The sequence below is a fragment of the Micromonospora sp. HB375 genome (assembly GCF_017872985.1).
Lineage (GTDB): Bacteria > Actinomycetota > Actinomycetes > Mycobacteriales > Micromonosporaceae > Micromonospora > Micromonospora chalcea.
In genome coordinates this window covers 3,170,862-3,194,126 of the sequence record NZ_JAGGJO010000001.1, presented here as the reverse complement: position 1 = coordinate 3,194,126, position 23,265 = coordinate 3,170,862, and the positions used below count along the sequence as shown (strand labels likewise).

The following is a 23,265-nucleotide window of genomic DNA, read 5'->3' as shown; positions in this document are numbered from 1 at the left end:
ACTGTACGCTCAGTCCGCCGTGACGCTCACCGCGTTCGCGCCCGCCGCCAGATCGAGGTAGAGCCGTTCGGCCGCCCGGTCCCAGCCCGGTGAGCTGACCAGGTCACCGGCGGCGATCCCGCCGTGCCGCTCGTCGTAGACGGTCAGCGAGCCGGCCCCGGCGGCGACGCGCACCCGCACCGGCGGCCCGCCGGGCACGGTGACGGTCAGCTCGCTGACCCCGCCGGTCATCCGGACGGTGAGCGACCCGTTCAGCCGGGGCAGCAGCAGCCGGGTCCGCGACGCGCCGCCGACCAGGTCGATCCCGGCGAGCCGGGCGTCGCCCAGGTCGAGCCGCTGCTCGCTGACGCCGCCGACGAGCCGTAGCCGCCAGGTGACCCGGGAGTTGAGCACGACGTCCACGGCGGCCGGACCGCGACGGCCGTTCTCCTCGACCCGCAGGCGGACCCGGTCGCCGACCATCTGCGGGCGCGGCGTGACGCCGCCGTCCTCCGGCACGTCGATGCGGTAGAGGTCGTCGCCGAGGTCGGCGGCCCGCAGGGTGAACCTGGTCAGACCGTCGGCCAGCTCGAACTCGGCGCGCTGCCGGCCGCCCCGGGGCTCGGCGAGCGTCTGCGCTCCGGCGGCCTCGGCCGCGCCGACACCTCCGGCGCCGGTGGCGGGCGACGGCGGCGCGCCGCCGGAGAAGACCACGCCGAGGCGGCCCGGGTTGGACAGCGTCACCGCCACGGCCACCCCGCCGAGCACGACCACCAGCGCGGCGGCGGCGGCCAGCAGGCGGGCCGCGCCGGACCAGCGGGGTCGGGTCAGGCCGGGCTCATCCTCGGATGTGGTCATGGTCATCCCCTCTCGCCGGTCCCCAACGGGTCATACGTGTCCGTTTCCCGGTCGGTTCACTCCTTTTCCGTGGCAGCGGTACGGGAGCGCACCTTGTCGGCGCACGTGGTCAGCACGGCCTGGGCGTCCAGGCCGAGGCTCTCGATGGCGACGAGCGCGGTGAACGCCACGTCGGCGAGTTCGGCGGCGACCTCCTCGCGGGTGTGCGTCACCCCCTTGCGCGGGTTCTGCCCGAGCATCCCGATCCAGGCGGCGGCGACCTCGCCGGCCTCCTCGCCGATCTTGAGGATGCGACAGGTCAGCTCGGTGTCGCCGCGGCCGTTCGCGGCGTCCAGCCAGGCGCGCGCGTCCCGCGCCGTTGTCCAGATGGTGGCGTCCACGGCGACCAGTGAACCTGATCGCGCAGACCGTTCGTATCCTGGGGCGACGCAGGCCAGCAGGTCTGCGGCCCAGGCGAGAGGAGGTGCCCGTGATGCCGGAGACCGTCGAGTCGGTGTTCGCCGGCGTGGTCGCCCGGAACCCGGGAGAGCCCGAGTTCCACCAGGCGGTCCGCGAGGTACTGGAGAGCATCGGTCCGGCCCTGGCCCGGCATCCCGAGTACGCCGAGGTGGTCGAGCGGATCTGCGAGCCCGAGCGGCAGGTCATCTTCCGGGTGCCGTGGGAGGACGACCAGGGCCGGGTACGGGTGAACCGCGGCTTCCGGGTGGAGTTCAACAGCGCGCTCGGCCCGTTCAAGGGCGGGCTGCGCTTCCACCCGTCGGTCTACCTGGGCATCGTGAAGTTCCTCGGCTTCGAGCAGATCTTCAAGAACGCGCTGACCGGCCTGGCGATCGGCGGCGGCAAGGGCGGCGCGGACTTCGACCCGAAGGGTCGCTCCGACCGCGAGGTGATGCGGTTCTGCCAGAGCTTCATGACCGAGCTGTACCGGCACATCGGCCCACAGACCGACGTGCCGGCCGGGGACATCGGGGTGGGCGGCCGGGAGATCGGCTACCTGTTCGGGCAGTACAAGCGAATCACCAACCGCTACGACGCGGGCGTGCTCACGGGCAAGGGCCTGGCGTACGGGGGCGCGCAGGTGCGCCGGGAGGCGACCGGGTACGGCGCGGTGTTCTTCGCCGACGAGATGCTCCGCCAGGCCGGGGACAGCCTGGAGGGCAAGCGGGTGGTGGTGTCCGGCTCCGGCAACGTGGCCATCTACGCGATCGAGAAGGTGCACCAGCTCGGCGGCACGGTGGTGGCGTGCTCCGACTCCGGCGGCTACGTGGTCGACGAGAAGGGCATCGACCTGGCGTTGCTGCGGGAGCTGAAGGAGCAGCGCCGGGGACGGCTGGCCGAGTACGCCGAGCACGCCCGCAACGCCGTGGCGGTCCCGGACCGCAACGTCTGGGAGGTGCCCTGCGACCTGGCGCTGCCCTGCGCCACGCAGAACGAGATCGGCGGCGCGGAGGCCGCCGCGCTGGTCGCCGGCGGCTGCGTAGCCGTGGTGGAGGGGGCGAACATGCCCACCACGCCGGAGGCGGTGCGGATCCTCGGCCGGGCCGGGGTGCGGTTCGCGCCGGGCAAGGCAGCCAACGCCGGTGGCGTGGCGGTCAGCGGGCTGGAGATGCAGCAGAACGCCAGCCGCGACACGTGGACGTTCGGCGAGTCGGAGCAGCGGCTGCGCGAGATCATGCGGGACGTGCACGACAGGTGCTGGGCGACCGCCGAGGAGTTCGGCCTGCCGGGCGACTACGTGGCCGGGGCGAACATCCAGGGGTTCCGGCGGGTGGCCGAGGCGATGCTGGCGCACGGCGTGGTGTGAGCGGCACGCGGGACGGGCGCTGACCGAGCGGTCGGTCAGTGATTGACAGCTCTCGACGCCCGGCCTAGGTTCAGGGCGCTACCGGCCGGTAGGCATCCGTCCCGCGTCGTCACCCCCGTCCCGGGGTGGCACCGTCCCCCCGGGGAGCAGCGATGCAGCCCTCACCCGTGCGCCGCCGGCTGCTCGCCGTCGGCGTGGCCCTCACGTTGACGCTCGGCCTCACCGGCGCGGCCCCCGCCGCCGCCACCGGCCGCGACGACGGCAGCGGCCCGCTGCCCGGCTACACCATCGTCAACCCGCCGCTGCCGCCACTTGTCGTCGGCGGCGCCGCCACCACCGTGCGGCAGGGCGTGCACGCCAACGCCGGGTACGTCATCGAGATCCCCAGGCGCTGGAACGGCGACCTCGTCATGTGGGCGCACGGCTACCGCGGCCAGGGCACCGAGCTGTCGCCGGAGCCGCCCGGCTTCGACCTGCGGCAGCGCCTGGTGACCCAGGGGTACGCGTGGGCGTCGTCGTCGTACGACCGCAACGGCTACGACGTGCGCTCCGGCGTGCGCAGCACCCGCGCCCTGGCCGACCTGTTCAGCCGTACCGTCCGGCGCCCGCACCGGGTGCTGATCGCCGGGGTGTCGATGGGCGGTCACGTCATCGGCCGTTCGCTGGAACAGTACCCGGGCTTCTACGCCGGTGCGCTGCCGATGTGCGGGGTGCTCGGCGACCAGGAGCTGTTCGACTTCTTCCTGGACTACAACCTGGTCGCGCAGGCCCTCGCGGGGGTGCGCGCGTACCCGACGCCGCCCGACTACCTGACCTCGGCGGTGCCCCGGATCCAGGTCACGCTCGGCCTGGCCGGACTGGCTCCGGGCGGCCCCGACACCACGAACGACCTGGGCAAGCAGCTGCGCGCGGTCACCGTGGAGCGCTCCGGTGGGCCGCGGCCGGGCGCCGACGCCGCGTTCGCGGTCTGGAAGGACTTCCTGTTCGGCATCGCGGTCAGCGAGGCGGACGGCTCCCCCGCCCGGCGGCCCGGCCAGCTCGCCACGAACCTGTTCACCAGGTACGCGCCGAACCAGCCGGTCGACCTGAACGCGACGGTGCAGCGGGTCGCGCCGGAGAACCTGCGCCAGCGGCTCTCGCCGAGTCTGACCGAGGTGCCCCGGATCGCCGGGCGGCCCACCGCGCCGGTGCTGAGCCTGCACGGCCTCGGTGACCTGTTCGTGCCGTTCGGCATGGAGCAGGCGTACGCCCGGGACGTGGCCCGGCACGGCCGGTCCCGGCTGCTGGTGCAGCGGGCCGTGCGTACCGCGCAGCACTGCGAGTTCAGCCCGGCCGAGGCCGGCGCCGCCTGGGACGACCTGACCCGCTGGGTCCGCACCGGCAAGCGCCCGGCCGGCGACGCGGTCACCGACCGGCGCGCGGTGGCGGCGCCGGACTTCGGCTGCCGGTTCAGCGACCAGGCCGCCCGGGCCGCCGGGGCCGGCACCCGCCCGCTCTATCCGCCCTGCCCGGCTCAGTCCTCCTCGCGGCCGTACCAGCCGCCGCGGTAGACGGTGCCCTGCCGGGCCGACTCCGGCGCCGATTCCGGCGCCGGCGCCGCCTCCGCCGCGAGGGCGCTCCGGCGCGAGCGGCGGACCCGGCTGACCACGAACCAGCAGAACCCGGCGATCACGGCCACGATCACGATCTTCTGGAACGTGCCCGCGTACGCCTCGACCACGTGCCACTGCTCGCCGAGGAAGTACCCGGCGAGCACGAACGTGGTGTTCCAGATCAGGCTGCCCAGCGCGGTGTAGAGCAGGAACACCGGCACCGGCATGCGTTCCACCCCGGCCGGAATGGAGATGAGACTGCGGAAGATCGGAATCATCCGGCCGAAGAACACCGCCTTGACGCCGTGGCGCAGGAACCACGCCTCGGTGCGGTCCACGTCCTCCAGCTTGATCAGCGGCAGCCGCTCGGCCAGGGCGCGCATCCGGTCCCGCCCGAGGGCCGCGCCGATGTAGTAGAGCGCCAGCGCGCCCACGATCGACCCGATCGTGGTCCAGACGATCGCACCGACCAGGCTCATCTTGCCCTGGCTCGCGGTGAAGCCGGCCAGCGGCAGGATCACCTCGCTGGGGATGGGCGGGAACAGGTTCTCCAGCGCCACCGCGAGGCCGGCGCCGGGACCGCCGAGCCGTTCCATCAGGCCGGTGACCCAGCCGGTCACTCCGTCACCGGACGGCTCTGCCGCCCGCGCGGCGCTCACCCGGGGGCCGGCGAGCAGCTGTGCGTTTCCGATCATCCGACCAACGTTACGGGGCGAAGCTGCGGACGACCACGCGTCATGGAAACCATTATCGTGTACGCCATGCGTACGCCGTTGCGGATCGCCGTCGCCCAGCCGCTCACCCGCTCCGGCGACGTCGCGGGCAACGCGGCACGGCACGCCGACGCCGTGCGTGCCGCCGCCGCCCGCGTGGTGCTCTTCCCCGAGATGTCACTGACCGGGTACGAACTGGACGCCGCGCCGCTGGACCCGGCCGATCCCCGGCTCGCACCGCTGCGGGCGGCGTGCGCCGAGACCGGGACGCTGGCGCTGGCCGGCGCGCCGGTGCCCGGACCGCACATCGGGGTGCTCGCGATCGACGCCGAGGGCGTGCGGGTGGCGTACCTGAAGATGTGCCTGGGTGGCGCGGAGCCGCAGCACATGCGGCCGGGCCGGGAGCCGGCGGTGCTCGATGTGGACGGCTGGCGGCTGGGCCTGGCGGTCTGCAAGGACACCGGCACGCCGGAGCACGCGGCGGCGACGGTGGCGCTCGGCGCGGACGCCTACCTGGCCGGGGTGCTGGAGTCGGCCGACGACGCGGCGGTGCCCGACGAACGCGCCCGCCGGGTCGCCGCCGCGCACGGCGTGTGGGTGGCGACGGCGAGTTTCGCCGGGTCGACAGGGGGCGGGTACGCGCGCGCCGCGGGTGGTTCGGGGATCTGGTCACCGGCGGGTGAGCCGGTGGCCCGCGCCGGCACGGACACCGGCGAGGTGGTCACCGCCACGCTGCGGTGACACTCAGCCCTCGTCGCCGCCGCGCAGCCGCTCGTAGCCGTCGAGCAGCTTGCGCAGCGCGGTGGCGGTGACCGGGTCGATCTTCTCGTCCTCGGCCGCGTCGTCGATCTTCTCGCGCAGGTCCTCGACCCGCTTCTCCCGGTCCTTCGGCTTGCCCCGGTCCAGCTCGGCGACCTTCTTGCGCAGGTCGTCGGCGACCTTGCGCTCGATCAGCCCGATCGACTCGGCCCGGTCGAGCAGCTCGTCGAACCGGTCGCCGAGCTGCCGCAGCGTCACCGGTTCGGCCGCCGTCGACGGCGGCGCCGCGCTGCTCGGCTCGGGCGCGGGCGCCTCGGCGGCGCCGGTCGTGGGGCCAGTCGTGGGCGCGGCGGCCGGCGGGGCGCCGGGGCCGTCACCCCACACCAGCGAGCCGACCACCGCGAGCAGCAGCACCACGGCGCCGGCGACCAGGAGCCCGAACAGCCGGTTCGAGGAGACCGCCGGACGCGGCGGCGCGCCGGGACGCCCCGGCGCGACCGGGCGGGCCGTGGCGGCCGGAACCCGCTCGACCAGGGTGGGCGAACGCGTCACCGGCGCCACGGTGGGCAGGATCGCGGTCGGCGGATCCACCGGGCGGCCCGCGCCGAGCCGCTCGGCGAGCCGGGCCGCGCTCGGCCGCCGCGCCGGGTCCACGTCCAGGCAGGCCAGCACCAGGTCGGCGATCTCCGGCGGCAGGCCGGGCACCCGCGGCGGCGGCACCGGCGGCCGGGTGCGCCGCACCTCCAGCACGTCGTCCCAGCTGCGCACCGGCAGCGGGGCCCGGCCGGTGAGGCTGCGGTACAGCAGCACGCCGAGCGCGTACACGTCACCGGCCGGATGCGCCGGGCCCGGGTCGAGGCGTTCCGGGGCGAAGTAGGCGGGGGTGCCCATCAGCAGCACGCCGGTCTGCCCGGTGACCGGATGCGGGCCGGCGGGCGCGGCGATGCCGAAGTCGAGCACCTTCGCGCCGGTCTCGGTGAGCATCACGTTCGCCGGTTTGATGTCGCGGTGCACCACGCCGATGCGGTGCGCCGCGGCCAGCGCCCCGGCGACCTGCCCGGCCGTGCGGACCGCGTCCGGCCAGGCCAGCGGCCCGCCGGCCAGCCGGTCGGCGAGCGTCTGCCCCTCCACCAGCTCCATCACCAGGTACGGGACCACGACACCGCTGTCCAGCGTCGCCTCGGCGTAGTCGTACACCTGGGTCACGTGCGGGTGGGTCAGCCGCGCCGCCGCGCGGGCCTCGCGCTGGATGACCGCGCGCAGTTGCGGGTCGGCGGCGAGCTGCCCGGCGAGGACCTTGACCGCGACGGGCCGGTGCAGCACCTCGTCGTCGGCGCGCCACACCTCGGACATCCCGCCGAGGCCGATGCGCTCACGCAGGACGTAGCGGTCGTGCAGGCGCAGGGCGGGCGTGAACGGCGACATAATTCACCAGGCTGCCATGCGCGGCACCGGCCGCACCAACCCGCGCCCCCGTTTCGTCCGTGTTCCGGCATTCTTCCGCCCGAGTCAGGGCTTGCGGGCGACCCCGCCGTACATGCTGACGTCGACCACGGACGGCCGCGGCTCCGGCTCGCCGTCGGCGCGCCACTCGGCCACCGAGCAGATGCCCGGCTCGACCAGTTCGAGGCCGTCGAAGAAGCGTACGACCTCCTCCCGGCTGCGCAGGTTGATCACGCCGTGCGGGCCACCGCCCCGGGCCGCCGCCTTCGCCTCGGCGGCCACCTCCGCCGGAAGGTAGTCGTGGGTGGCGTGCGAGGCGGCCAGGTAACTGCCGGCGGGCAGCGCGTCGAGAAGCGTGTCGACCAGCGCGTACGGGTCTTCGCCGTCGGGCACGAAGTGCAGCACCGCCAGCAGCATCAACGCCACCGGCTGGGACAGGTCGAGCGTGCGGCGCAGGTCCGGGTGGGCCAGGATCCGCTCCGGGTCGCGCAGGTCCGCGTCGAGGTAGGCGGTGACGCCGTCGGCCGAACTGGTCAGCAACGCGCGGGCGTGGGCCAGCACGATCGGGTCGTTGTCGACGTACACCACCCGGGCGCGCGGGTCGATCGCCTGCGCCACCTCGTGGGTGTTGTCGGCGGTGGGTATGCCGGTGCCGATGTCCAGGAACTGCCGGATGCCCGCCTCACCCGCCAGGTGACGCACCGCGCGGCGCAGGAACCGCCGGTTCTCCAGCGCGCTGATCCGGATGGTCGGGAACCGGGCGGCCATCGCGTCGCCGGAGTCCCGGTCGGCCTGGAAGTTGTCCTTGCCACCGAGCCAGTAGTTGTACCGGCGGGCGGGGTGCGCCACTGTCGTGTCGATCCGGTCGCCGAGCGGCCCGGAAACGGGCGCCGTCCCTGCTGCGTCGCTGGTCAAGGCCACCTCCACGACTCGGGTCCCACCGTCCACTGTCTCCGGTGCGGATCATGGTACTGCCCAGCGCCGGCCCGGTCAGGCCGGGTACAGCTCGTCACGGAGGCGGGCCAGCAGCTCACGGGTGCGCTCCGGCGGCGCGGCCTCCACGCACAGCCGTTCCATCGCCTCGGCGTAGAACTCGAGGTCGTCGCGCTTGTCCAGGTAGATCGCGCTGGTCAGCTGCTCGATGTAGACGATGTCCGGCAGGTCCGCGTCGCCGAAGCGCAGGATGCTGAAGGCCCCGCTGGCCGCGGCGTGCCCGCCGGCGGAGAACGGGACGATCTGCAGCCGTACGTGCGGCGCGGCGGTCGCCTCGATCAGCGCGTCCAGCTGCTCGCGCATCACCGCGGCCCCGCCGATCGGGCGGCGCAGCGCCGCCTCGTCGAGCACCGCCCACAACTGCGGCGGGTTGCTGCGGCGCAGCAGCTCCTTGCGCTGCATCCGCAGCTCCACCCGCCGGTCCAGCTCCGCCGCCGACGCGCCGCGGTGCCCGAGCAGGATCACCTGCCGGGCGTACGCGGCGGTCTGCAGCAGCCCGGGCACGAACTGCACCTCGTACGTACGGATCAGCGCGGCGGCGGCCTCCAGCCCCAGGTACGCCTGGAACCACGCGGGGAGCACGTCACCGTAGCGGTGCCACCAGCCGGGGCTGTTCGCGTCCCGGGCGAGCTTGAGCAGCGACTCGCGCTCGCCGGCGTCGGTCACGCCGTAGAGCGTGAGCAGGTCGGCCACGTCGCGCTCCTTGAAGCCGACGCGGCCCAGCTCCATCCGGCTGATCTTTGACTCGGAGGAGCGGATCTCCCAGCCGGCCGTCTCCCGGCTGACCCCGGCCCTCTCACGGAGTCGCCGCAGCTGCCCACCGAGCAACATGCGCAGCACGGTGGGCCCGCTTGTCGGACCACCCTCGACGGGCACCGTCGCCACCTGACCGCCCTCGCATCCCGACTGCCCCGGCCGGGCGCCCCCCGGCCGACGAGTAAGCATGCCATGAACCGACAGTGAGGTGAACTCCTCCGGAGCGGTTAATCAGTCCCGTGTGCGGGACGGCGGGATCAGGTGGTCGAAGTCGCCGTCGCGCGCGCCGAGCACGAAGGCGGCGATCTCGTCCACTGTGTAGATCAGCGCCGGGCCCTCCGGGTGCCGGGAGTTTCGGACCGCGATTCCGGTGCCACCGGGCAGCTCGGCCAACTCGACGCAGTTGCCGCTGGGGTTGCTGCGACGACTCTTCGACCAGCGCATCGGGGGCAGCTCGGGCACGGGCACACCGTTCGGCGGTTGTTGCATGGGCGTCCTTCGGGATGAGCCAGCCGAGGCCGCGGGGAGGAGCGGTGGGTGGCGACGTCTGTCGACTGAGGAGTGAGATGCACGTGCATCTGCTATTGCATCTGCAATGGACGGAGAGCATGATAGCCGAAACGTACGGTGTGCCGGGTCGCTCACATTCGGTGACCCGAACCCGGCCTCCGGATGCCGCCGCGCGCGGCTAGGGGACTGCGGTGAGGAGGACGCGCGTGCCGGATCCGATGACCGTCGCCTCCGGCATATCCGCCGCGGGGGCCCTCATCTCGGCCTGGCAGTTGCGCCGCCGCGCCGTACGCGCCGAGGCCGAGATCGAGCTGCTCCAGGCCGAACTGGCCGCCGAACGGCACGCGGCCAGCCACGACCCGCTCACCGGCCTGCCCAACCGCCGCGCGTTCTTCCGGCTCGCCGCCACCCTGCTCACCGACCCGGCCGGCCAGCCACTGGTAGCGGTCGTGCTCGACCTGGACAACTTCAAGCAGGTGAACGACCGCTACGGGCACGCCGCCGGCGACCAGGTGCTGATCAGCGTCGCGCAGCGGCTCGCCGCGTTCGCCGGCAACAACCTGGTGGCCCGCCTCGGCGGCGACGAGTTCGCCGGCCTGCTGGCCAGCCCCACGGCCGACCGCCGGTGGATCGAGCACGCCACGCGGCGGCTCTGCGAGGCGCTCGCCGCGCCCATCCCGCTGGGCGCGCGCAGCATCCAGGTCACCGCCTCGGTCGGGCTCGCGCCGGTGCACTGCCCGACGCAGCTCACCGACGCGCTGTGCCGCGCCGACGCCGCCATGTACGAGGCGAAGACGCTCGGCGCGGCCCGCCCGACCCGGCAGCTCGTCGCGGAGTACTGACCGGCCCGGCCCAGGGCGCCCACGTGCCCGGCCGGTCCGTGTGCTCAGCCAATCAGCGTGGCCGGTCGGTCCGCGTTCCCGGCCGGCGCGGCTACCTGGCTGGCGCGGGTCCCGGGCGCGCGGTCAGCGCCAGCCGTAGCCGGCGCGCAGCGCCTGCCCGACCCGGTCGAACCGTGGCCGGTCCAGCACCGCGCCCTCGCGGCGGATGCTGTCCTCGCGCATGGTGAGCACCCGGTCCAGGCGCACCCAGGAGGGCCGGTTGTCCCGGTCCCACTCCCCCGGGCCGAGCGCCAGCCAGTGCCGCTGGCCGTCCCGGTCGCTCTGGCTGGACAGCATCAGCCCGAACAGGGTGCGGCTGTGCCGTCCGACCACCAGCACCGGGCGGTCCTTGCCCTGGCGGGGGTCGTCCTCGTAGGGCACCCACGTCCAGACGATCTCGCCCGGGTCGGCCTGGCCGTCCGGCTCCGGCGCGTACGACAACTCGCGGCGCTGCAGCGCGTTGACCTGCCGGCGGCGCGCGACCTGAGCCGGGATCGGCGCGCCCGGGCGGGGCGGGGCGGGCACAGCCCGGGTGATCCGGCCGAGCCGCGACGCCACGTTCTTCAACAGACCTGCCACGGCGGGCAGCCTATCGGCCGGGGTACGACCGCCCGGGAATCGGGTCGCCCGGTCGGGTGGACGGTGCCGTGCGGGATGCCCCTGTTAATAGGGGGCCCCTCTACTACCGGAGGCGTTAATAAGGGGCCCTTCCTTACGCTGGGGGCGTGCGGCTACCCGATGATCTGCCGGTGTTCGAGCGCAGCGCGGTGCGGCTGGTCGTGCTCGACGCCACCGACCACCTGCTGCTGTTCCACACCCGCGACCCGGACCACCCCGACCTCGGCGTGTGGTGGGAGCTACCCGGCGGCGGGCTGGACCCGGGCGAGACCTACCGGGAGGCGGCGGTCCGCGAACTGCGCGAGGAGACCGGCATCGCGATCGGTCCGGACGAGGTGGGCGCGCCGACGTGGCGGCGGCGGGCCAGCTTCCGGCACCGGCAGCGCCGCCACCTCCAGGACGAGGTGATCGTGGCGGTACGGCTGCCCGGCCCCGGACCGGACGTGGACGAGGCGCTGCGGCTGGACTACGAGGTGGAGGACTACTTCGGGTTCCGCTGGTGGCCGCTGGCCGAGGTGCTCGCCGAGCGGCCGCGCTGCTATCCCGGGCGGCTGCCCGAACTGCTGCCCGCGTTCCTGGCCGGCGAGGAGATCGACGAGCCGTTCGAGCTGTGGTCCTGAGCGCGGGCGTGCCACCCGGCGCGTGAGCGGGCAGAGTGGAGCCGTGACTCCCCTGCACGCACCACTGGCCCGTTACGCCGAGCGGCTGCACCGCGCCGCCGGCGACACCCACCACGTCGCCTCGCCGCTGGGCGCGTGGCTGCTGCTGGCGCTGACCGGCCCGGCCGCCACCGGCGAGACCCGGGCGGCGCTGGCCGAGGCGCTCGACGCCGACCCGGACGACGCCGCCGCGGAGGCCCGGGCGCTGCTCGCCGCGCCGCACCCGATGGTCGCTGCGGCCACCGCGCTGTGGGAGCGCGCTCCGGCGCCGGAGCTGGCCGCGTGGCGGGCCGCGCTGCCGGAGAACACCGAACGCGGTCCGCTGCCCGACCAGGCCACGCTGGACGGCTGGGCCCGGGAGCGTACCGGCGGGCTGATCGACAGCTTCCCCGTCGACGTCACCCCGGACACGCTGCTGCTCCTGGCCAACGCGCTGGCCACCCGCGTGTCGTGGGCCGACCCGTTCGACACCGCCCCCGGCGCGGAGCTGGGCGCGGGCAGCGCCTGGTCGGGCCGGCTGAGCCGGGTGCTGCGTACGCCGCCGTTCGGGCACCGGTGCTGGGTGGCGGCCACCGACCGGGCCGGTGACGTGGCGGCGCACGCGGTGCCGGCCCGCACCGGCGACGACGGCGCGGGGATGCTCGTGGTGTCGGTGGCCGCCGCGCCCGACGTGCCGGCCGTCGACGTGCTGGCCGCCGCGCAGGAGCTCGCGAGCGCCGCCGCGCTCCTGCCGGACTCCATGCCGGGCCGCCAATCGCTGTTCGACCTGCCGCTGGGAGAGACGCCGCTGTGGACGCTGCGGGAGGAGCCGACCCGGACGTACGCGGACGACGGCCGGGAGGAACGCGCCACCGCGGTGCTGCCGTGCTGGTCGGCGCAGAGCCGCCACGACCTGGCCAGGCCCGGGTTCGGCTTCGACGCGGCGGCGCAGGCACTCGGCGAGCTGCTGGGCCTGACCGGGCCGGGGTTCGACGCCGCGCAGTCCGCGGTGGCCCGGTTCGGCCGCTACGGCTTCGAGGCCGCCGCGGTGACCGCGTTCGGCCGGGCGACAGCGCTGCCGCCGGAGGGGGTCGCCCGCGTCGCGGAGCTGCGCTTCGGTCACCCGTACGCGGTGGTCGCGGTGACCACCGACCCGGCCGGCGGCCCGTGGCACGCGCTGCCTGTCTACTCCGCGTGGGTGGCCGACCCGGAGGAGCTGCCCGCCGACGAGGCCGGATAGGCGGGAAGCGCGCTCGCGAGCTGGTCCAGTCCCAGCGAGCCGAGTTCCAGCGCCCGGTTGTGGAACGCGCGCCGGTCGCCGGGGAACGCCGCGCGTCCGTCGCGCCACACCCGCTCCCCCACCTTGTAGGTGAGCGCCTGCCCGGGCCGGCCCAGGTACCGGGCCACTTCCAGTGGCGCGTACGGGCCCTGGTGGCAGCGGTCGCGCAGCAGGTCCAGCGCGGCCTGCGGCGTCCACGGCGCGCTGCCCGACGGCATCGGCAGCCGCAGGTGCAGGCCGATGTCGAGCACCACCCGGGCCGCCCGCAGCAACTGCATGAACAGGTGGCCCAGCCGGGCGCACGGCTGCTCGTAGAGTCCGAGTTCGTCCATCAGCCCTTCGGCGTACAGGGCCCAGCCCTCCTGGGCGCCGGAGAGCCCGCCGAGCAGGTTCAGCCGCTGCCCGGGGCCGCCCCGGCACGCCTCCGAGCCGAGGTGCAGGTGGTGGCCGGGGACGCCCTCGTGGTACGCGGTGCTGTACGCCCACCAGGTCGGGAAGCGCTCCTGACCGTCGGGCAGCAGCCACGAGACCCGGCCCGGCCGGGTCAGGTCCCGCGACGGCGCGATGTAGGCGGTGCCGCCCGACGTGGTGACCCGGGACTCGATGCGGCGCAGCGGCGCGGGGATGTCGAAGTGCGTGCCGTGCATCCGCTCGGTGGTGGCCTCCAGCAGCTCCTGGAGCCAGGCGGCGAACTCGTCCCGGCTGCGCAGCACACCTGGCGCGTCGGGGCGGTCGAGCCGTTGAAGCACCTCGGGCACCGTGCCACCCAGGGCTCTCGCCTCCGCGACCAGGTCCGCCTCGATGGCGGTGAACTCGTCCCAGCCCCACTCGTACAGCTCGCGCAGGTCCGGTTCCGTGCCGAGGAAGGTCCGCACCCAGAGGGCGTACCGCGCCGGGCCGAACGCCTCGTCGTCGCGCGCGAGCGGCGCGAGGTCCGCGGTGAGCGTCGTGGCGAACCTCCGGTACGCCTCCCGCGCGTCCCGCGCCGCCGCCTGCAACGACGCGCGCTGCGGCCCGTCGCCGTAGCGCTGCACGAGCGCCGTGTCCTCGTCGATCCAGGTGCGGCAGCGCTGCGTCACCAGGTCCACCTGGCGTCGTGTGGGCAGGTGACCACGTTCGGCGGCGACCAGCAGGCTGCGGGCGTACCCGTCCAGGGATGCCGGGATCGCGGCCTGGCGCGCGCCGACGCGGGCCCAGCCGTCCTCGTAGGCCGCGCGCCCGGCGTCGCGGCCCGGGACCGCTGATTCGACGCACTGGCGGATGAGCTGGAGCGGGCCGGTGGCCGCGACGTGCAGTTCCCGCAGGTCCTCCCCGGCGTCGTGGAAGGCGATCCGGGCGCGCAGCCGTTCGGCGAGGTGCTCGTGCAGCGGGCTCGGGGCGGGCAGCGCCTCGATCCGGCGCAGGGCGCGCGCGGCGAGATCGGCGCGGGCCTGGTGACCCTCCGGGCTGTAGTCGGTGAGCCCGTCGACGTCCTGCTCACCGGCCTCGACCACCGCCACACACGGATCGAGGCGCCCCATCTCCCGCAGCAGCGTGTCGGTGACGTCCTCGCCCATCGCACCGATGCTACCCCCGGTGATCAAGGAGTTCGTGCCGGCCGGAAGGCCCGGAAAGGACACGAACTCCTTGATCAACCGGATGGGAGGCGAGGTCAGACCGAGACGAGCTCCTTCCTCTCGGCCTTGGCGGCCAGACGCTTCTCACGCTCCTGGGCGCCGATCAGGTCGTCCGGCAGGGAATCCTCCACCTCGATGTCGAAGCGGCGCAGCAGCCGGATCGCGAACCCGCCGAGCGTGACCAGGACCAGCGCCGCGCCGAAACAGATGTACGCGAAGCCGATGCCCCGGCCCGGTCCGGTGCCGATCACCGCCCCCACCGTGCCGGCCAGCGCCCCGCCCGGTGCGAGCATCGGCTCGAACAGCGCGGTGGCGCCCGGCGCGAGCAGCGCGAACCCGATCGGCAGCGTGGACCAGGAGATGGTCTGGTTGAGGCTGAACACCCGGCCGTGGAAGCGCTGCGGCACCTTCACCTGGACGATCGTCGCGTAGATCGACTGCGCGGTGGTCATCGACATGGCCAGCCAGCAGAACCCGACGCAGATCATCGCCACCGAGGCGTCCAGGCCGATCAGCATGCAGCCGATCGCGGTGCCCAGGTTGCCGATCAGCACGCCGATCATGCGGCGCTTGCGCGGCCCGCCCCACAGCGACATGAGGATGCCGCCGAGCACCGCGCCGACCGCCTCGGCCAGCGCGACCTGGGCGACCTGGGTGGGGCTGCCGAACGACAGCACCAACGGGGTGATCAGCACCAGCGCGGGCGCCAGGAAGATGTTGCCCAGCGCGAAGTAGCCGAGCATCAGCCGGAATCCGCGGTGCCGCCAGGAGTAGCGCATGCCGTTGGCGATGGCCACCAGCAGCCGCTCCCGGGGCCGCCAGCCGAGCGCGTCCGGGAAGCGGACCACGGCGAGCGTGAGCACCGCGAGCACGTAGCTGGCCACGTCGACGAGCAGGATGCCCTTCAGGTCGATGGTGGCGAGCAGGCCGGCCGCGAACGCCGGCATGAGCAGCGTGGCCACACCGGTGGACAGCTGGGTGATGCCCATGGCGTGCCCGAGGTAGCGCTTGGGCACCAGCTGCGGCACCGCCGACTGGAACGCGATCCGCTGGAACGATCCGGCCACCGAACTCAGCGCCACCAGCAGGTAGATGTGCCAGAGCACCAGGTTGTCGGTCCACAGCAGGCTGGCCAGCACCAGCTGGATGGAGCCGGCGAAGCAGCTGGCCGTCATCATGATCCGGCGGCGGCTGACCCGGTCCACCAGCGCGCCGGCCACCGGCAGCATGAGCACGCCGCAGATCAGCGCCAGCGCCCACAGCAGACCGAGGTCGGCCACCGAGCCGGTGCGGTTGAACAGCCAGATCGGCAGCGCGAACGCGGTGAGCGCGGAGCCGGTGCTGGAGACGAGCTGCCCGACCGTGATGGCCAGGAAGCGGCCCATGCTCGGCTTGACCGCGGTGCTGGCCTTGCGGGCCACGCCCACGCGCAGCGTGTCCGCCACCGCCCAGCCGGCGTCCTCACCCCGCGCCTGCGGGCTCAGCGCGCCGATGTCACCGGCGACCACCGCCGGGTGCGCCTGCGTGACGATCTCGGCCAGTTCCTCGGCGCGGTACTTCAGGAAGAAGTGACCGGCCTGGTCGAGCACGACCAGCCCGAGCGTGTCGCTGAGGAACTGCCACTCGGTGTACCGCTCGCGGTAGTAGTCGGTAACCGGGTCCTCGGAGCCGACCACCGAGATGATCGGCGCGCGCAGCTTCGTCGCCTGCTTGTCCAGCAGCCGGGTGAAGTACTCCTCCGAGGCGCGGGAGTCGGCCCGCATGTTGCTGATGATCCGGTCGGCCTGCTCCGGGTCCAGCTCGTCGGTGTCCACGCCCATCGACTTGAGCCAGCTCGCGTAGTGCTTGTTGCTGCGCAGTTGCTCCAGCTTGTTGCGGGCCGCCGAGAAGACGCCCTTGGGGCGGGCGAACGGGAACATCGCGCCGATGTAGACGGCCTCCAGGTCCCGGCCGGACGCCTCGACCTTGCGGGCCACCTCGGCGACGATCGCGCTGCCCACGCCGCAGTGGCCGTACAGGGCGATCGGTCCCTCGACCCGCTCCAGGATCTCGTCGGCGACCCGGCTGGTCAGCTCCTCGAACGGCAGCGCGTCCTCGGTGAGGCCGACGTCGTGGCCGGGGATGGCCAGCGACCACAGCCCGTACCCGGCCGGCAGCGCGTCGGCCAGCGGCTGGTAGACGATGGCGCTGCCGCCGCCGTACGGCACGCAGACGTACGTCAGCACCCGCTTGCCCGCCGGGATCGGCTTGGTCAGCTCGTAGAGCAGCCGGCGCGGCCCCTCCTGGGCGGCGTCGCCGGAGATGAACGCGGCCAGGTCGCGGATGGTGCGCTGCTGGAACAGGTCCATCACGCCGACCGCCCGGCCGCCCAGCTCCGCCTTGCGGATCTTCGCGACCACCTGGGTGGCGAGCATCGAGTGCCCGCCCAGGTCGAAGAAGTCGTCGTCGATGCCCAGCGTGTCCACGCCGAGCACCTCGGACCAGATCGCGGCCAGCGCCCGCTCGGTGTCGTCGCGCGGCTCGACCAGCGCCACCGACGCCTCGCGGGTGACCACCGGCGCGGGCAGCGCCTTGCGGTCCAGCTTGCCGTTCGGGGTCAGCGGCAGCGCGTCGAGCGTGACGAACGCGGCCGGCACCATGTACTCGGGCAGCGTGTCCTTCAGCGCCGCCTTCAGCGCGGCGTGCTCGGCCGCCCCCACCAGGTACGCGGTGAGCCGCTTGTCGCCCGGGCTGTCCTCCCGGACGATCACCGTGGCCTCGGTGACGCCCGGCTGCTCGCGCAGCGCGCTCTCGATCTCGCCCAGCTCGATGCGCAGGCCGCGCAGCTTGACCTGGTGGTCGATGCGGCCCAGGAACTCGATCACCCCGGCGCCGTCCGGGCCGATCACCCAGCGGGCGAGGTCACCGGTGCGGTAGAGGCGGGCGCTCGGTTCGGCGGAGAACGGGTCGGGGACGAACTTCTCCGCGGTCAGCGCCGGCCGGCGGTGGTAGCCGCGGGCCAGCCCGACACCGCCGATGTGCAGCTCACCGGCCACCCCGACCGGGCACTGGGCGCCGGACGGGTCGAGCACGTGCAGCCGCAGGTTGGCGATCGGCGCGCCGATCGGCACGCTCGTCACCTGCGCCAGCCGGTCCGGCTCGCACGCCCAGGCGGTCACGTCGATGGCCGCCTCGGTCGGGCCGTACAGGTTGTGCAGGCCGCACCAGGGCAGCCGGGCGGTGAAGTCGGCCGCCGAGGCCAGCGGCAGCTCCTCGCCGGAGCAGATCACCCGGCGCAGCGCGGTGGCCGCCTCCACGCCGTCCTCGGCGAGGAAGACGGTGAGCATCGACGGTACGAAGTGGGCGGTGGTGATCCGCTCGGACACCAGCAGGTCACGCAGGTAGCCGGCGTCCTTGTGGCCGCCCGGCTTGGCCAGCACCAGGCGCGCGCCGGTGCGCAGCGGCCAGAAGAACTCCCACACCGACACGTCGAAGCTCGCCGGGGTCTTCTGGAGCACCGCGTCGTCGGCGCCGAGGCGGTACGTCTTCTGCATCCAGTCGAGCCGGTTGACGATGCCCCGGTGCGTGTTCGGCACGCCCTTCGGGCGGCCGGTGGAGCCGGAGGTGTAGATGACGTACGCCAGGTGCTCCGGCCCGGCGGCCGGCGCCGGGTCGGTGTCGGGCTGACCGCTCCACACGGTGGCGTCGTCCAGTTCGAGCACCGTGGCGCCGGTGTCGGGCAGCACGTCGCGCAGGTGCGACTGGACCAGCACCACCGGCGCGTCCGCGTCGCCGACCATGAACGCGAGCCGGTCGGCCGGGTACTCCGGGTCCAGCGGCAGGTACGCGCCGCCGGCCTTGAGCACGCCGAGCAGCCCGGCGACCAGTTCCACCGAGCGTTCCGCGCAGACCCCGACCAGGGTCTCCGGGCCGACGCCGGCCGCGCGCAGCCGGTGCGCGACGCGGTTGGCCTGCGCGTTCAGCTCGGCGTACGTGCGGCTGTGGCCGTCGATGGTGACCGCCACCGCGTCCGGGGTGGCCGCGGCGCGCTCCTCGATCGGGCCGTGCAGCGTCTCGGCGCGCGGGAAGTCCGCGCTGGTGTCATTCCAGGCGGCCAGCAGCTCCCGCTCGGCGGCGGGCAGCAGCGGCAGCCGGGAGACCGGGGTGTCCGGCGCGGCGACGACCGCGTCCAGCAGGGCGGTCCACCGCTGCGCCATCCGCTCCACGGTGGCCCGGTCGAACAGGTCGGTGTTGAAGACCAGCTTGCCCCAGAGCCCGTCGACGGTCTCGACCGCGTGCAGCTCGAAGTCGAACCGGGTGGCCCGCAACTCCATCGGGGTCCAGGTGAACGTGACCTCGTCGGTGCGGGACACGCCGGTGAACCGGCCCATCTCGTAGTTCTGCAGCACGAACATGGCCTGGAACACCGGGGAGCGGCTGACGTCGCGCGGCAGGCCCAGCTCGTGCACGACCTTGGCGAACGGCACCTCGGCGTGCTCGAAACCGTCCAGCACGGTGCGGCGGGTGCGCTCCAGCAGCTCGGCGAAGGTCGGGTCGTCGCCCAGGTCGGCGCGCAGCGGCAGCATGTTGATGAACATGCCGACGAGGTTCTCCAGCTCCGGCGCGGACCGTCCGGCGACCGACGCGCCGATGGCGAAGTCGTCCTGGCCGGAGTGCCGGGCCAGCAGCACCTGGTACGCGGCGAGCAACGTCATGAACAGCGTGCCGCCGCTGTCGCGGGTGAGCGTGTTGAGCGCCTCGGTGGCGGCCGGGTCGAGCTGGAACTCGACGAAGTCGCCCCGGTAGGTCTGGGTGGCCGGGCGGGGCCGGTCCAGCGGCAGTTCCAGCGGGGTGATGCCGGCCAGCCGCTGCTTCCAGTAGTCGACGTGCGCCCGCGCCTGCGGGCCGTCCAGCTCCTGGGCCTCCCAGACGGCGAAGTCGCCGTACTGGATCGGCAGGGCGGGCGGCTCGCCGCCCCGGTAGAGCGTGATCAGGTCACGCAGCAGCACGTCCACCGACCAGCCGTCGCCGACGATGTGGTGCTGGGCCAGGAACAGCACGTGGTCGTCGGCGGCGAGCCGGATCAGCAGGGCCCGCAGCAGCGGCCCCTCGGCGAGGTCGAACGGCTCGGCCGCCGCCGCCTCGACCAGCACCTGCGCGGCGGCCTCGTCGGGCGCGTCCACCACCGTCAGCGGCACGTCCGCGGTGTCCGCGATCACCACCGTGGGGCGGCCGTCGGCGTCGGCCGGGAAGCGGGTGCGCTGCGACTCGTGCCGGTCCGCGAGCGCGGTCAGGGCGGCGCGCAGCGCGTCCACGTCGAGCGGTCCACGCACCCGCAGCGGCACCGCGATGTGGTACGCCGCCTCGCCCGGGGCGAGCTGGTCCATGAACCAGACCCGCTCCTGGGCGTAGGACAGCGGCACCTCGGCGCCGGCCGGGCGGGGGGCGATCCGGGCCGCGGTTGCGGTCTGGCGGGCGCGTAGCCGTCGGGCGATCAGCGCCTGCCGGGCCGCCTCGCGGGCCGGATCCTTCAGGTCGGTCATCAGTTGGTTCCCTCTTCCGCCGCGAGCAGCGCGGCGACCTCGGTGTCGGAGAGGCCGTCGAGCTCGGCGGCGATCCGCTGTTCGATCTGGGCGGCCAGGTCCGCCACCACGGGGCTGCTGAACAGCGCCCGCATGGGCAGCTCCACGTCCACCTCGGCACGGATGCGGGCCATCGCCCGCATGCCGCGCAGCGAGTTGCCACCGAGGGCGAAGAAGTCGTCGTGCGCGCCGACCTTCTCCACCTGGAGGATGTCGGCGTACACCTCGGCGACCAGGGCCTCGGCCTCGGTGCGGGGCGCGACGTAGCTGTCCTGCGCCGTCTCGGCCGTCGCCGGGGCGGGCAGCGCGGCGCGGTCCAGCTTGCCGTTCGGGGTCAGCGGCAGCGCGTCCAGCCGGACCAGGGCGGCCGGCACCAGGTGCGCCGGCAGCTCGCGGGCCAGTTCGGCGCGGACCGAGTCCTCGTGGGCCGGGCCCACCAGGTAGCCGACGAGCATCGGCTCGCCGCCGTCGGCGCGGACCGCCGCGGCGGCGGCCCGTACGTCCGGGTGGGCCAGCAGCGCCGCCTCGACCTCGCCCAGCTCGATCCGCATGCCGCGCACCTTGACCTGGTCGTCGCGGCGGCCCAGGTAGTCCAGCGTGCCGTCGGCGCGCCAGCGGGCCAGGTCGCCGGTGGCGTACATCCGGGCGCCGGGCGGACCGTACGGGCAGGGCAGGAACCGCTCGGCGGTCAGGCCGGGCCGCTCGTGGTAGCCGCGGGCGAGCTGCGTGCCGGTGACGTACAGCTCCCCCACCACGCCCGGCGGCACCGGGCGCAGCGCGGTGTCGAGCAGCAGCGCCCGGGTGTTCCAGGTGGGCGTGCCGATCGGCACCGGGCCGGACCCGACCGGCTCGCCGGGGGCGATGCGGGCCGCGACGCAGCCCACAGTGGCCTCGGTCGGGCCGTACTCGTTGATCACCGCCACGTCGGGGTGCGCGGCCCGCCAGGCGGCGAGCTGCTCCCCGGTCAGCGCCTCGCCGCCGATGACCAGGTCGGTCGTCGGTGACAGCTCGCCGTCGAGCAGCGGCAGGTGGCTCGGCGTGACCTTGAGGAAGGTCGGCCGCCCACCGGCGCGGGCGGCGGGCTCGTCGATCGCGGCGAGCCGTACCGTGCCGCCTGCGGTGAGCGTGCCGAGCAGGCCGGTGACGGTGAGGTCGAACGAGACCGGCGAGTGCAGCAGCGCCACCCCGGAAAGCCCCGGGTAGGTGGCCCGGGCCCAGGCCAGGTACGCCGTCACCGCCCGGTGCTCGACCACCACGCCCTTGGGCCGGCCGGTGGAGCCGGAGGTGTAGAGCACGTACGCGGGGTGTTCGGGGCGCAGCGGGGCGACCCGGTCGGCGTCGGTGAGGTCGTCGCCGGGCTGGTCGGAGCCGACCTCACCGTCGAGCACCAGCGCGTCGCCGGGCACCAGGGCGGCGGTGTCCGGGTCGGCCACCACCAGCGCGGGCGCGGCGTCGGTGAGCAGGTACGCGATCCGCCCGGCCGGGTACGTGGTGTCCACCGGCACGTACGCGGCGCCGGCCTTCAGCACGGCGAGCATCGCCACGACGAGGTCGCAGGAGCGGGGCAGGGCCAGCGCGACCCGGGTCTCCGGGCCGGCCCCGCGCGCCACCAGCAGCCGGGCCAGCCGGTTCGCGGCGGTGTTCAGCTCGGCGTAGCGCAGCGTCGCGCCGTCGCAGACCAGCGCCGGCTCGTCCGGGGTGGCGGCGGCCTGCCGCTGCACCTCGTCGACCACAGTGGTCGCCGGCACGTCGTGGGCGGTGTCGTTCCAGGCGCCCAGCACCAGGTCATGTTCGTCGTCGGTGAGCAGCGGCAGCGCGGCGACGGTGCGCTGCGGCTCGGCGACGGCGGCGGCGAGCAGCCGCACGTAGCGGCGTACCACCGCCTCGGCGGTCTCCCGGTCGAACAGCTCGGTCCGGTAGACCAGGCGGCACTCCCCGGTGGTGATGTCGAAGGCCAGGTCGTCCTTCGTGGTGCCCAGCTCCACCGGGTCGAGGCCGGAGTCCGGGATCCAGTTCAGGGCGGTCTGGAAGATCGGCTGCACCGACGGGTCCCGCTGCGGGTCGACCGCCTCGACGATCTTCTGGAACGGCGCCTGGCCGTGCTCCATGGCGTCGATCAGGCCGTTGCGGATCCGGCCGAGCAGCGCCGCGAACGCCGGGTCGCCGGAGACGTCGCAGCGCAGCGCCACCGGGTTGACGAACATGCCGATCAGCGGTGCCAGCTCCGGGTTGTCGCGGCCCGCGGTGGCCACCCCGACCACCACGTCGGTGTCGCCGGAGATCCGCGACAGCAGCGCCGCGAAACCGGCCAGCAGCACCATGTACGGGGTGGCCTGCGCCCCGGTGGCCAGCGTGCCGATCCGGTCCAGCAGCCCGTCGGGCAGCGTGAAGCGCACCTCGTCACCGGCGAACCCGAGCTGGCCCGGACGGGGCCGGTCCAGCGGCAGGCCGATCACCGGCGGCGCTCCGGCCAGGTGGCCGGTCCAGAAGGCGAGCTGCCGGTCCAGTTCCTCGCCGGTGAGCTGCTGGCGCTGCCAGACCGCGAAGTCGGCGTACTGGATGGGCAGCTCGGGCACGGCGGGCTCGGCGCCGGTGCGCGCGGCCTCGCAGAACGCGACCAGTTCGTGGTGGAACAGCACCGCCGAGTGGCTGTCGAAGACGGCGTGGTGCGCCACGAACGCCAGCGCGAGCCCGTCCTCCATGCGGATCAGCCGGGCCCGCCACAGCGGCGCGGCGTCCATCGGGATCGGGGCGCGCGCCATCTCGCCGCGGATCCGCTCGAACTCGCCGCGCTGCTCACCGGCGGGCAGATGGGTGACGTCGGTGACGGGCAGCGGCGCCGGCTCGTGGGCGCGCACGACCTGCACCAGCGCGCCGTCGTCGACCCGCAGGTGGGTACGCAGCGCCTCGTGCCGGGCGATCACCCGGTTGACCACGTCGCCGGCCGTCTCGGCGTCCACGTCGGCGGGGAACATCCACGGGAAGGAGACGTTGAACACCGGCGACCCGGCGTCGAGCTGGTTGGCCATCCACACCCGCTCCTGGGCGTAGGAGGCCGGGAACGTCCACTCCTGGGTCATGAGAGGGCCTCGCGCACCGAGCGGGGACGCATGTCGGTCCAGACCTCGTCCACGTGGGCCAGGCACTCCTCGCGGCTGCCGGCGAAGCCGGTGTCGTGCCAGCCGGCGGGCAGCTCGCGGTCGGCCGACCAGATCGAGTACTGCTCCTCGTCGTTGCGGACGACCAGGAATCGGGATTCGGCCAT

The 23,265-nt window shown here is 74.2% G+C and carries 18 protein-coding genes; 6 read left to right on the top strand and 12 right to left on the bottom strand.

Translation table 11 applies throughout. From position 1 onward, the window contains the following. Positions 1 to 9: 9 nt before the first annotated feature. A complete protein-coding gene (locus tag J3R08_RS14620; protein WP_069088214.1) occupies positions 10 to 837 on the bottom strand; it encodes a hypothetical protein in 828 nt (275 codons plus the stop codon). A 56-nt stretch (positions 838 to 893) separates the two neighbouring features. Further along, positions 894 to 1,217, bottom strand: coding sequence for a MazG-like family protein (locus tag J3R08_RS14615; RefSeq protein ID WP_209961626.1), 324 nt, complete (start codon positions 1,215 to 1,217; stop codon positions 894 to 896). A gap of 92 nt (positions 1,218 to 1,309) precedes the next feature. On the opposite strand from J3R08_RS14615, the gene gdhA reads away from it, so the two are divergent. Then, positions 1,310 to 2,641, top strand: coding sequence for an NADP-specific glutamate dehydrogenase (gene gdhA / locus J3R08_RS14610; protein ID WP_209961623.1), 1,332 nt, complete (start codon positions 1,310 to 1,312; stop codon positions 2,639 to 2,641). Between the two features lie 152 nt (positions 2,642 to 2,793). Next, the gene (locus J3R08_RS14605; protein WP_051610961.1) at positions 2,794 to 4,191 is read left to right on the top strand and encodes a S9 family peptidase; all 1,398 of its coding nucleotides are present in this window, start codon (positions 2,794 to 2,796) and stop codon (positions 4,189 to 4,191) included. Here J3R08_RS14605 and J3R08_RS14600 read toward each other — a convergent pair. After that, positions 4,155 to 4,928 carry a DedA family protein gene (locus tag J3R08_RS14600; RefSeq protein ID WP_043324597.1) on the bottom strand — a complete coding sequence of 258 codons (774 nt, stop codon included), beginning with the start codon at positions 4,926 to 4,928 and terminating at the stop codon, positions 4,155 to 4,157. The two genes, J3R08_RS14605 and J3R08_RS14600, sit on opposite strands and share 37 nt — an antisense overlap. Before the next feature lie 66 nt (positions 4,929 to 4,994). Here J3R08_RS14600 and J3R08_RS14595 point away from each other — a divergent pair, with 66 nt between their 5' ends. Continuing rightward, on the top strand, positions 4,995 to 5,687 hold the full coding sequence (locus J3R08_RS14595) for a carbon-nitrogen hydrolase family protein (RefSeq protein ID WP_209961621.1): 693 nt from the start codon (positions 4,995 to 4,997) through the stop codon (positions 5,685 to 5,687). 3 nt (positions 5,688 to 5,690) lie between these two features. On the opposite strand, the gene J3R08_RS14590 is transcribed toward J3R08_RS14595, so the two are convergent. The 4 genes from J3R08_RS14590 to J3R08_RS14575 all read right to left on the bottom strand — a co-directional run bounded on the left by J3R08_RS14590 (position 5,691) and on the right by J3R08_RS14575 (position 9,386). Continuing rightward, the gene (locus tag J3R08_RS14590; RefSeq protein ID WP_209961618.1) at positions 5,691 to 7,130 is read right to left on the bottom strand and encodes a serine/threonine-protein kinase; all 1,440 of its coding nucleotides are present in this window, start codon (positions 7,128 to 7,130) and stop codon (positions 5,691 to 5,693) included. An 84-nt stretch (positions 7,131 to 7,214) separates the two neighbouring features. After that, on the bottom strand, positions 7,215 to 8,063 hold the full coding sequence (locus tag J3R08_RS14585; RefSeq protein WP_064446517.1) for an SAM-dependent methyltransferase: 849 nt from the start codon (positions 8,061 to 8,063) through the stop codon (positions 7,215 to 7,217). Positions 8,064 to 8,138: 75 nt separating this feature from the next. Beyond that, the gene (locus J3R08_RS14580) at positions 8,139 to 9,026 is read right to left on the bottom strand and encodes a helix-turn-helix transcriptional regulator (RefSeq protein ID WP_043324606.1); all 888 of its coding nucleotides are present in this window, start codon (positions 9,024 to 9,026) and stop codon (positions 8,139 to 8,141) included. A 102-nt stretch (positions 9,027 to 9,128) separates the two neighbouring features. Beyond that, on the bottom strand, positions 9,129 to 9,386 hold the full coding sequence (locus tag J3R08_RS14575; protein ID WP_030502645.1) for a DUF397 domain-containing protein: 258 nt from the start codon (positions 9,384 to 9,386) through the stop codon (positions 9,129 to 9,131). Positions 9,387 to 9,613: 227 nt separating this feature from the next. On the opposite strand from J3R08_RS14575, the gene J3R08_RS14570 reads away from it, so the two are divergent. After that, entirely contained in the window at positions 9,614 to 10,249 is a 636-nt protein-coding gene (locus J3R08_RS14570) for a GGDEF domain-containing protein (RefSeq protein ID WP_043324610.1), read from the top strand. Between the two features lie 123 nt (positions 10,250 to 10,372). On the opposite strand, the gene J3R08_RS14565 is transcribed toward J3R08_RS14570, so the two are convergent. After that, on the bottom strand, positions 10,373 to 10,867 hold the full coding sequence (locus tag J3R08_RS14565; RefSeq protein ID WP_043324613.1) for a type II toxin-antitoxin system PemK/MazF family toxin: 495 nt from the start codon (positions 10,865 to 10,867) through the stop codon (positions 10,373 to 10,375). A 146-nt stretch (positions 10,868 to 11,013) separates the two neighbouring features. Here J3R08_RS14565 and J3R08_RS14560 point away from each other — a divergent pair, with 146 nt between their 5' ends. Both J3R08_RS14560 and J3R08_RS14555 read left to right on the top strand, forming a co-directional pair. Beyond that, positions 11,014 to 11,526, top strand: a complete 513-nt coding sequence (locus J3R08_RS14560) for an NUDIX hydrolase (RefSeq protein ID WP_043324617.1) — start codon at positions 11,014 to 11,016, stop codon at positions 11,524 to 11,526. 43 nt (positions 11,527 to 11,569) lie between these two features. Next, entirely contained in the window at positions 11,570 to 12,784 is a 1,215-nt protein-coding gene (locus J3R08_RS14555) for a hypothetical protein (protein WP_209961616.1), read from the top strand. On the opposite strand, the gene J3R08_RS14550 is transcribed toward J3R08_RS14555, so the two are convergent. The 4 genes from J3R08_RS14550 to J3R08_RS14535 form a co-directional block, all read right to left on the bottom strand. Continuing rightward, complete coding sequence (locus J3R08_RS14550; protein ID WP_209961613.1) at positions 12,730 to 14,379, bottom strand: DUF885 domain-containing protein; 1,650 nt, start codon at positions 14,377 to 14,379, stop codon at positions 12,730 to 12,732. The genes J3R08_RS14555 and J3R08_RS14550 overlap by 55 nt on opposite strands. Before the next feature lie 95 nt (positions 14,380 to 14,474). Then, positions 14,475 to 19,961 carry a non-ribosomal peptide synthetase/MFS transporter gene (locus J3R08_RS14545; protein ID WP_209961611.1) on the bottom strand — a complete coding sequence of 1,829 codons (5,487 nt, stop codon included), beginning with the start codon at positions 19,959 to 19,961 and terminating at the stop codon, positions 14,475 to 14,477. Beyond that, positions 19,961 to 23,080, bottom strand: coding sequence for a non-ribosomal peptide synthetase (locus J3R08_RS14540; RefSeq protein WP_209961609.1), 3,120 nt, complete (start codon positions 23,078 to 23,080; stop codon positions 19,961 to 19,963). The genes J3R08_RS14545 and J3R08_RS14540 overlap by 1 nt, the downstream gene beginning before the upstream one ends. Beyond that, complete coding sequence (locus tag J3R08_RS14535) at positions 23,077 to 23,265, bottom strand: MbtH family NRPS accessory protein (RefSeq protein ID WP_043324625.1); 189 nt, start codon at positions 23,263 to 23,265, stop codon at positions 23,077 to 23,079. Before J3R08_RS14535 ends, J3R08_RS14540 begins: the two co-directional genes overlap by 4 nt.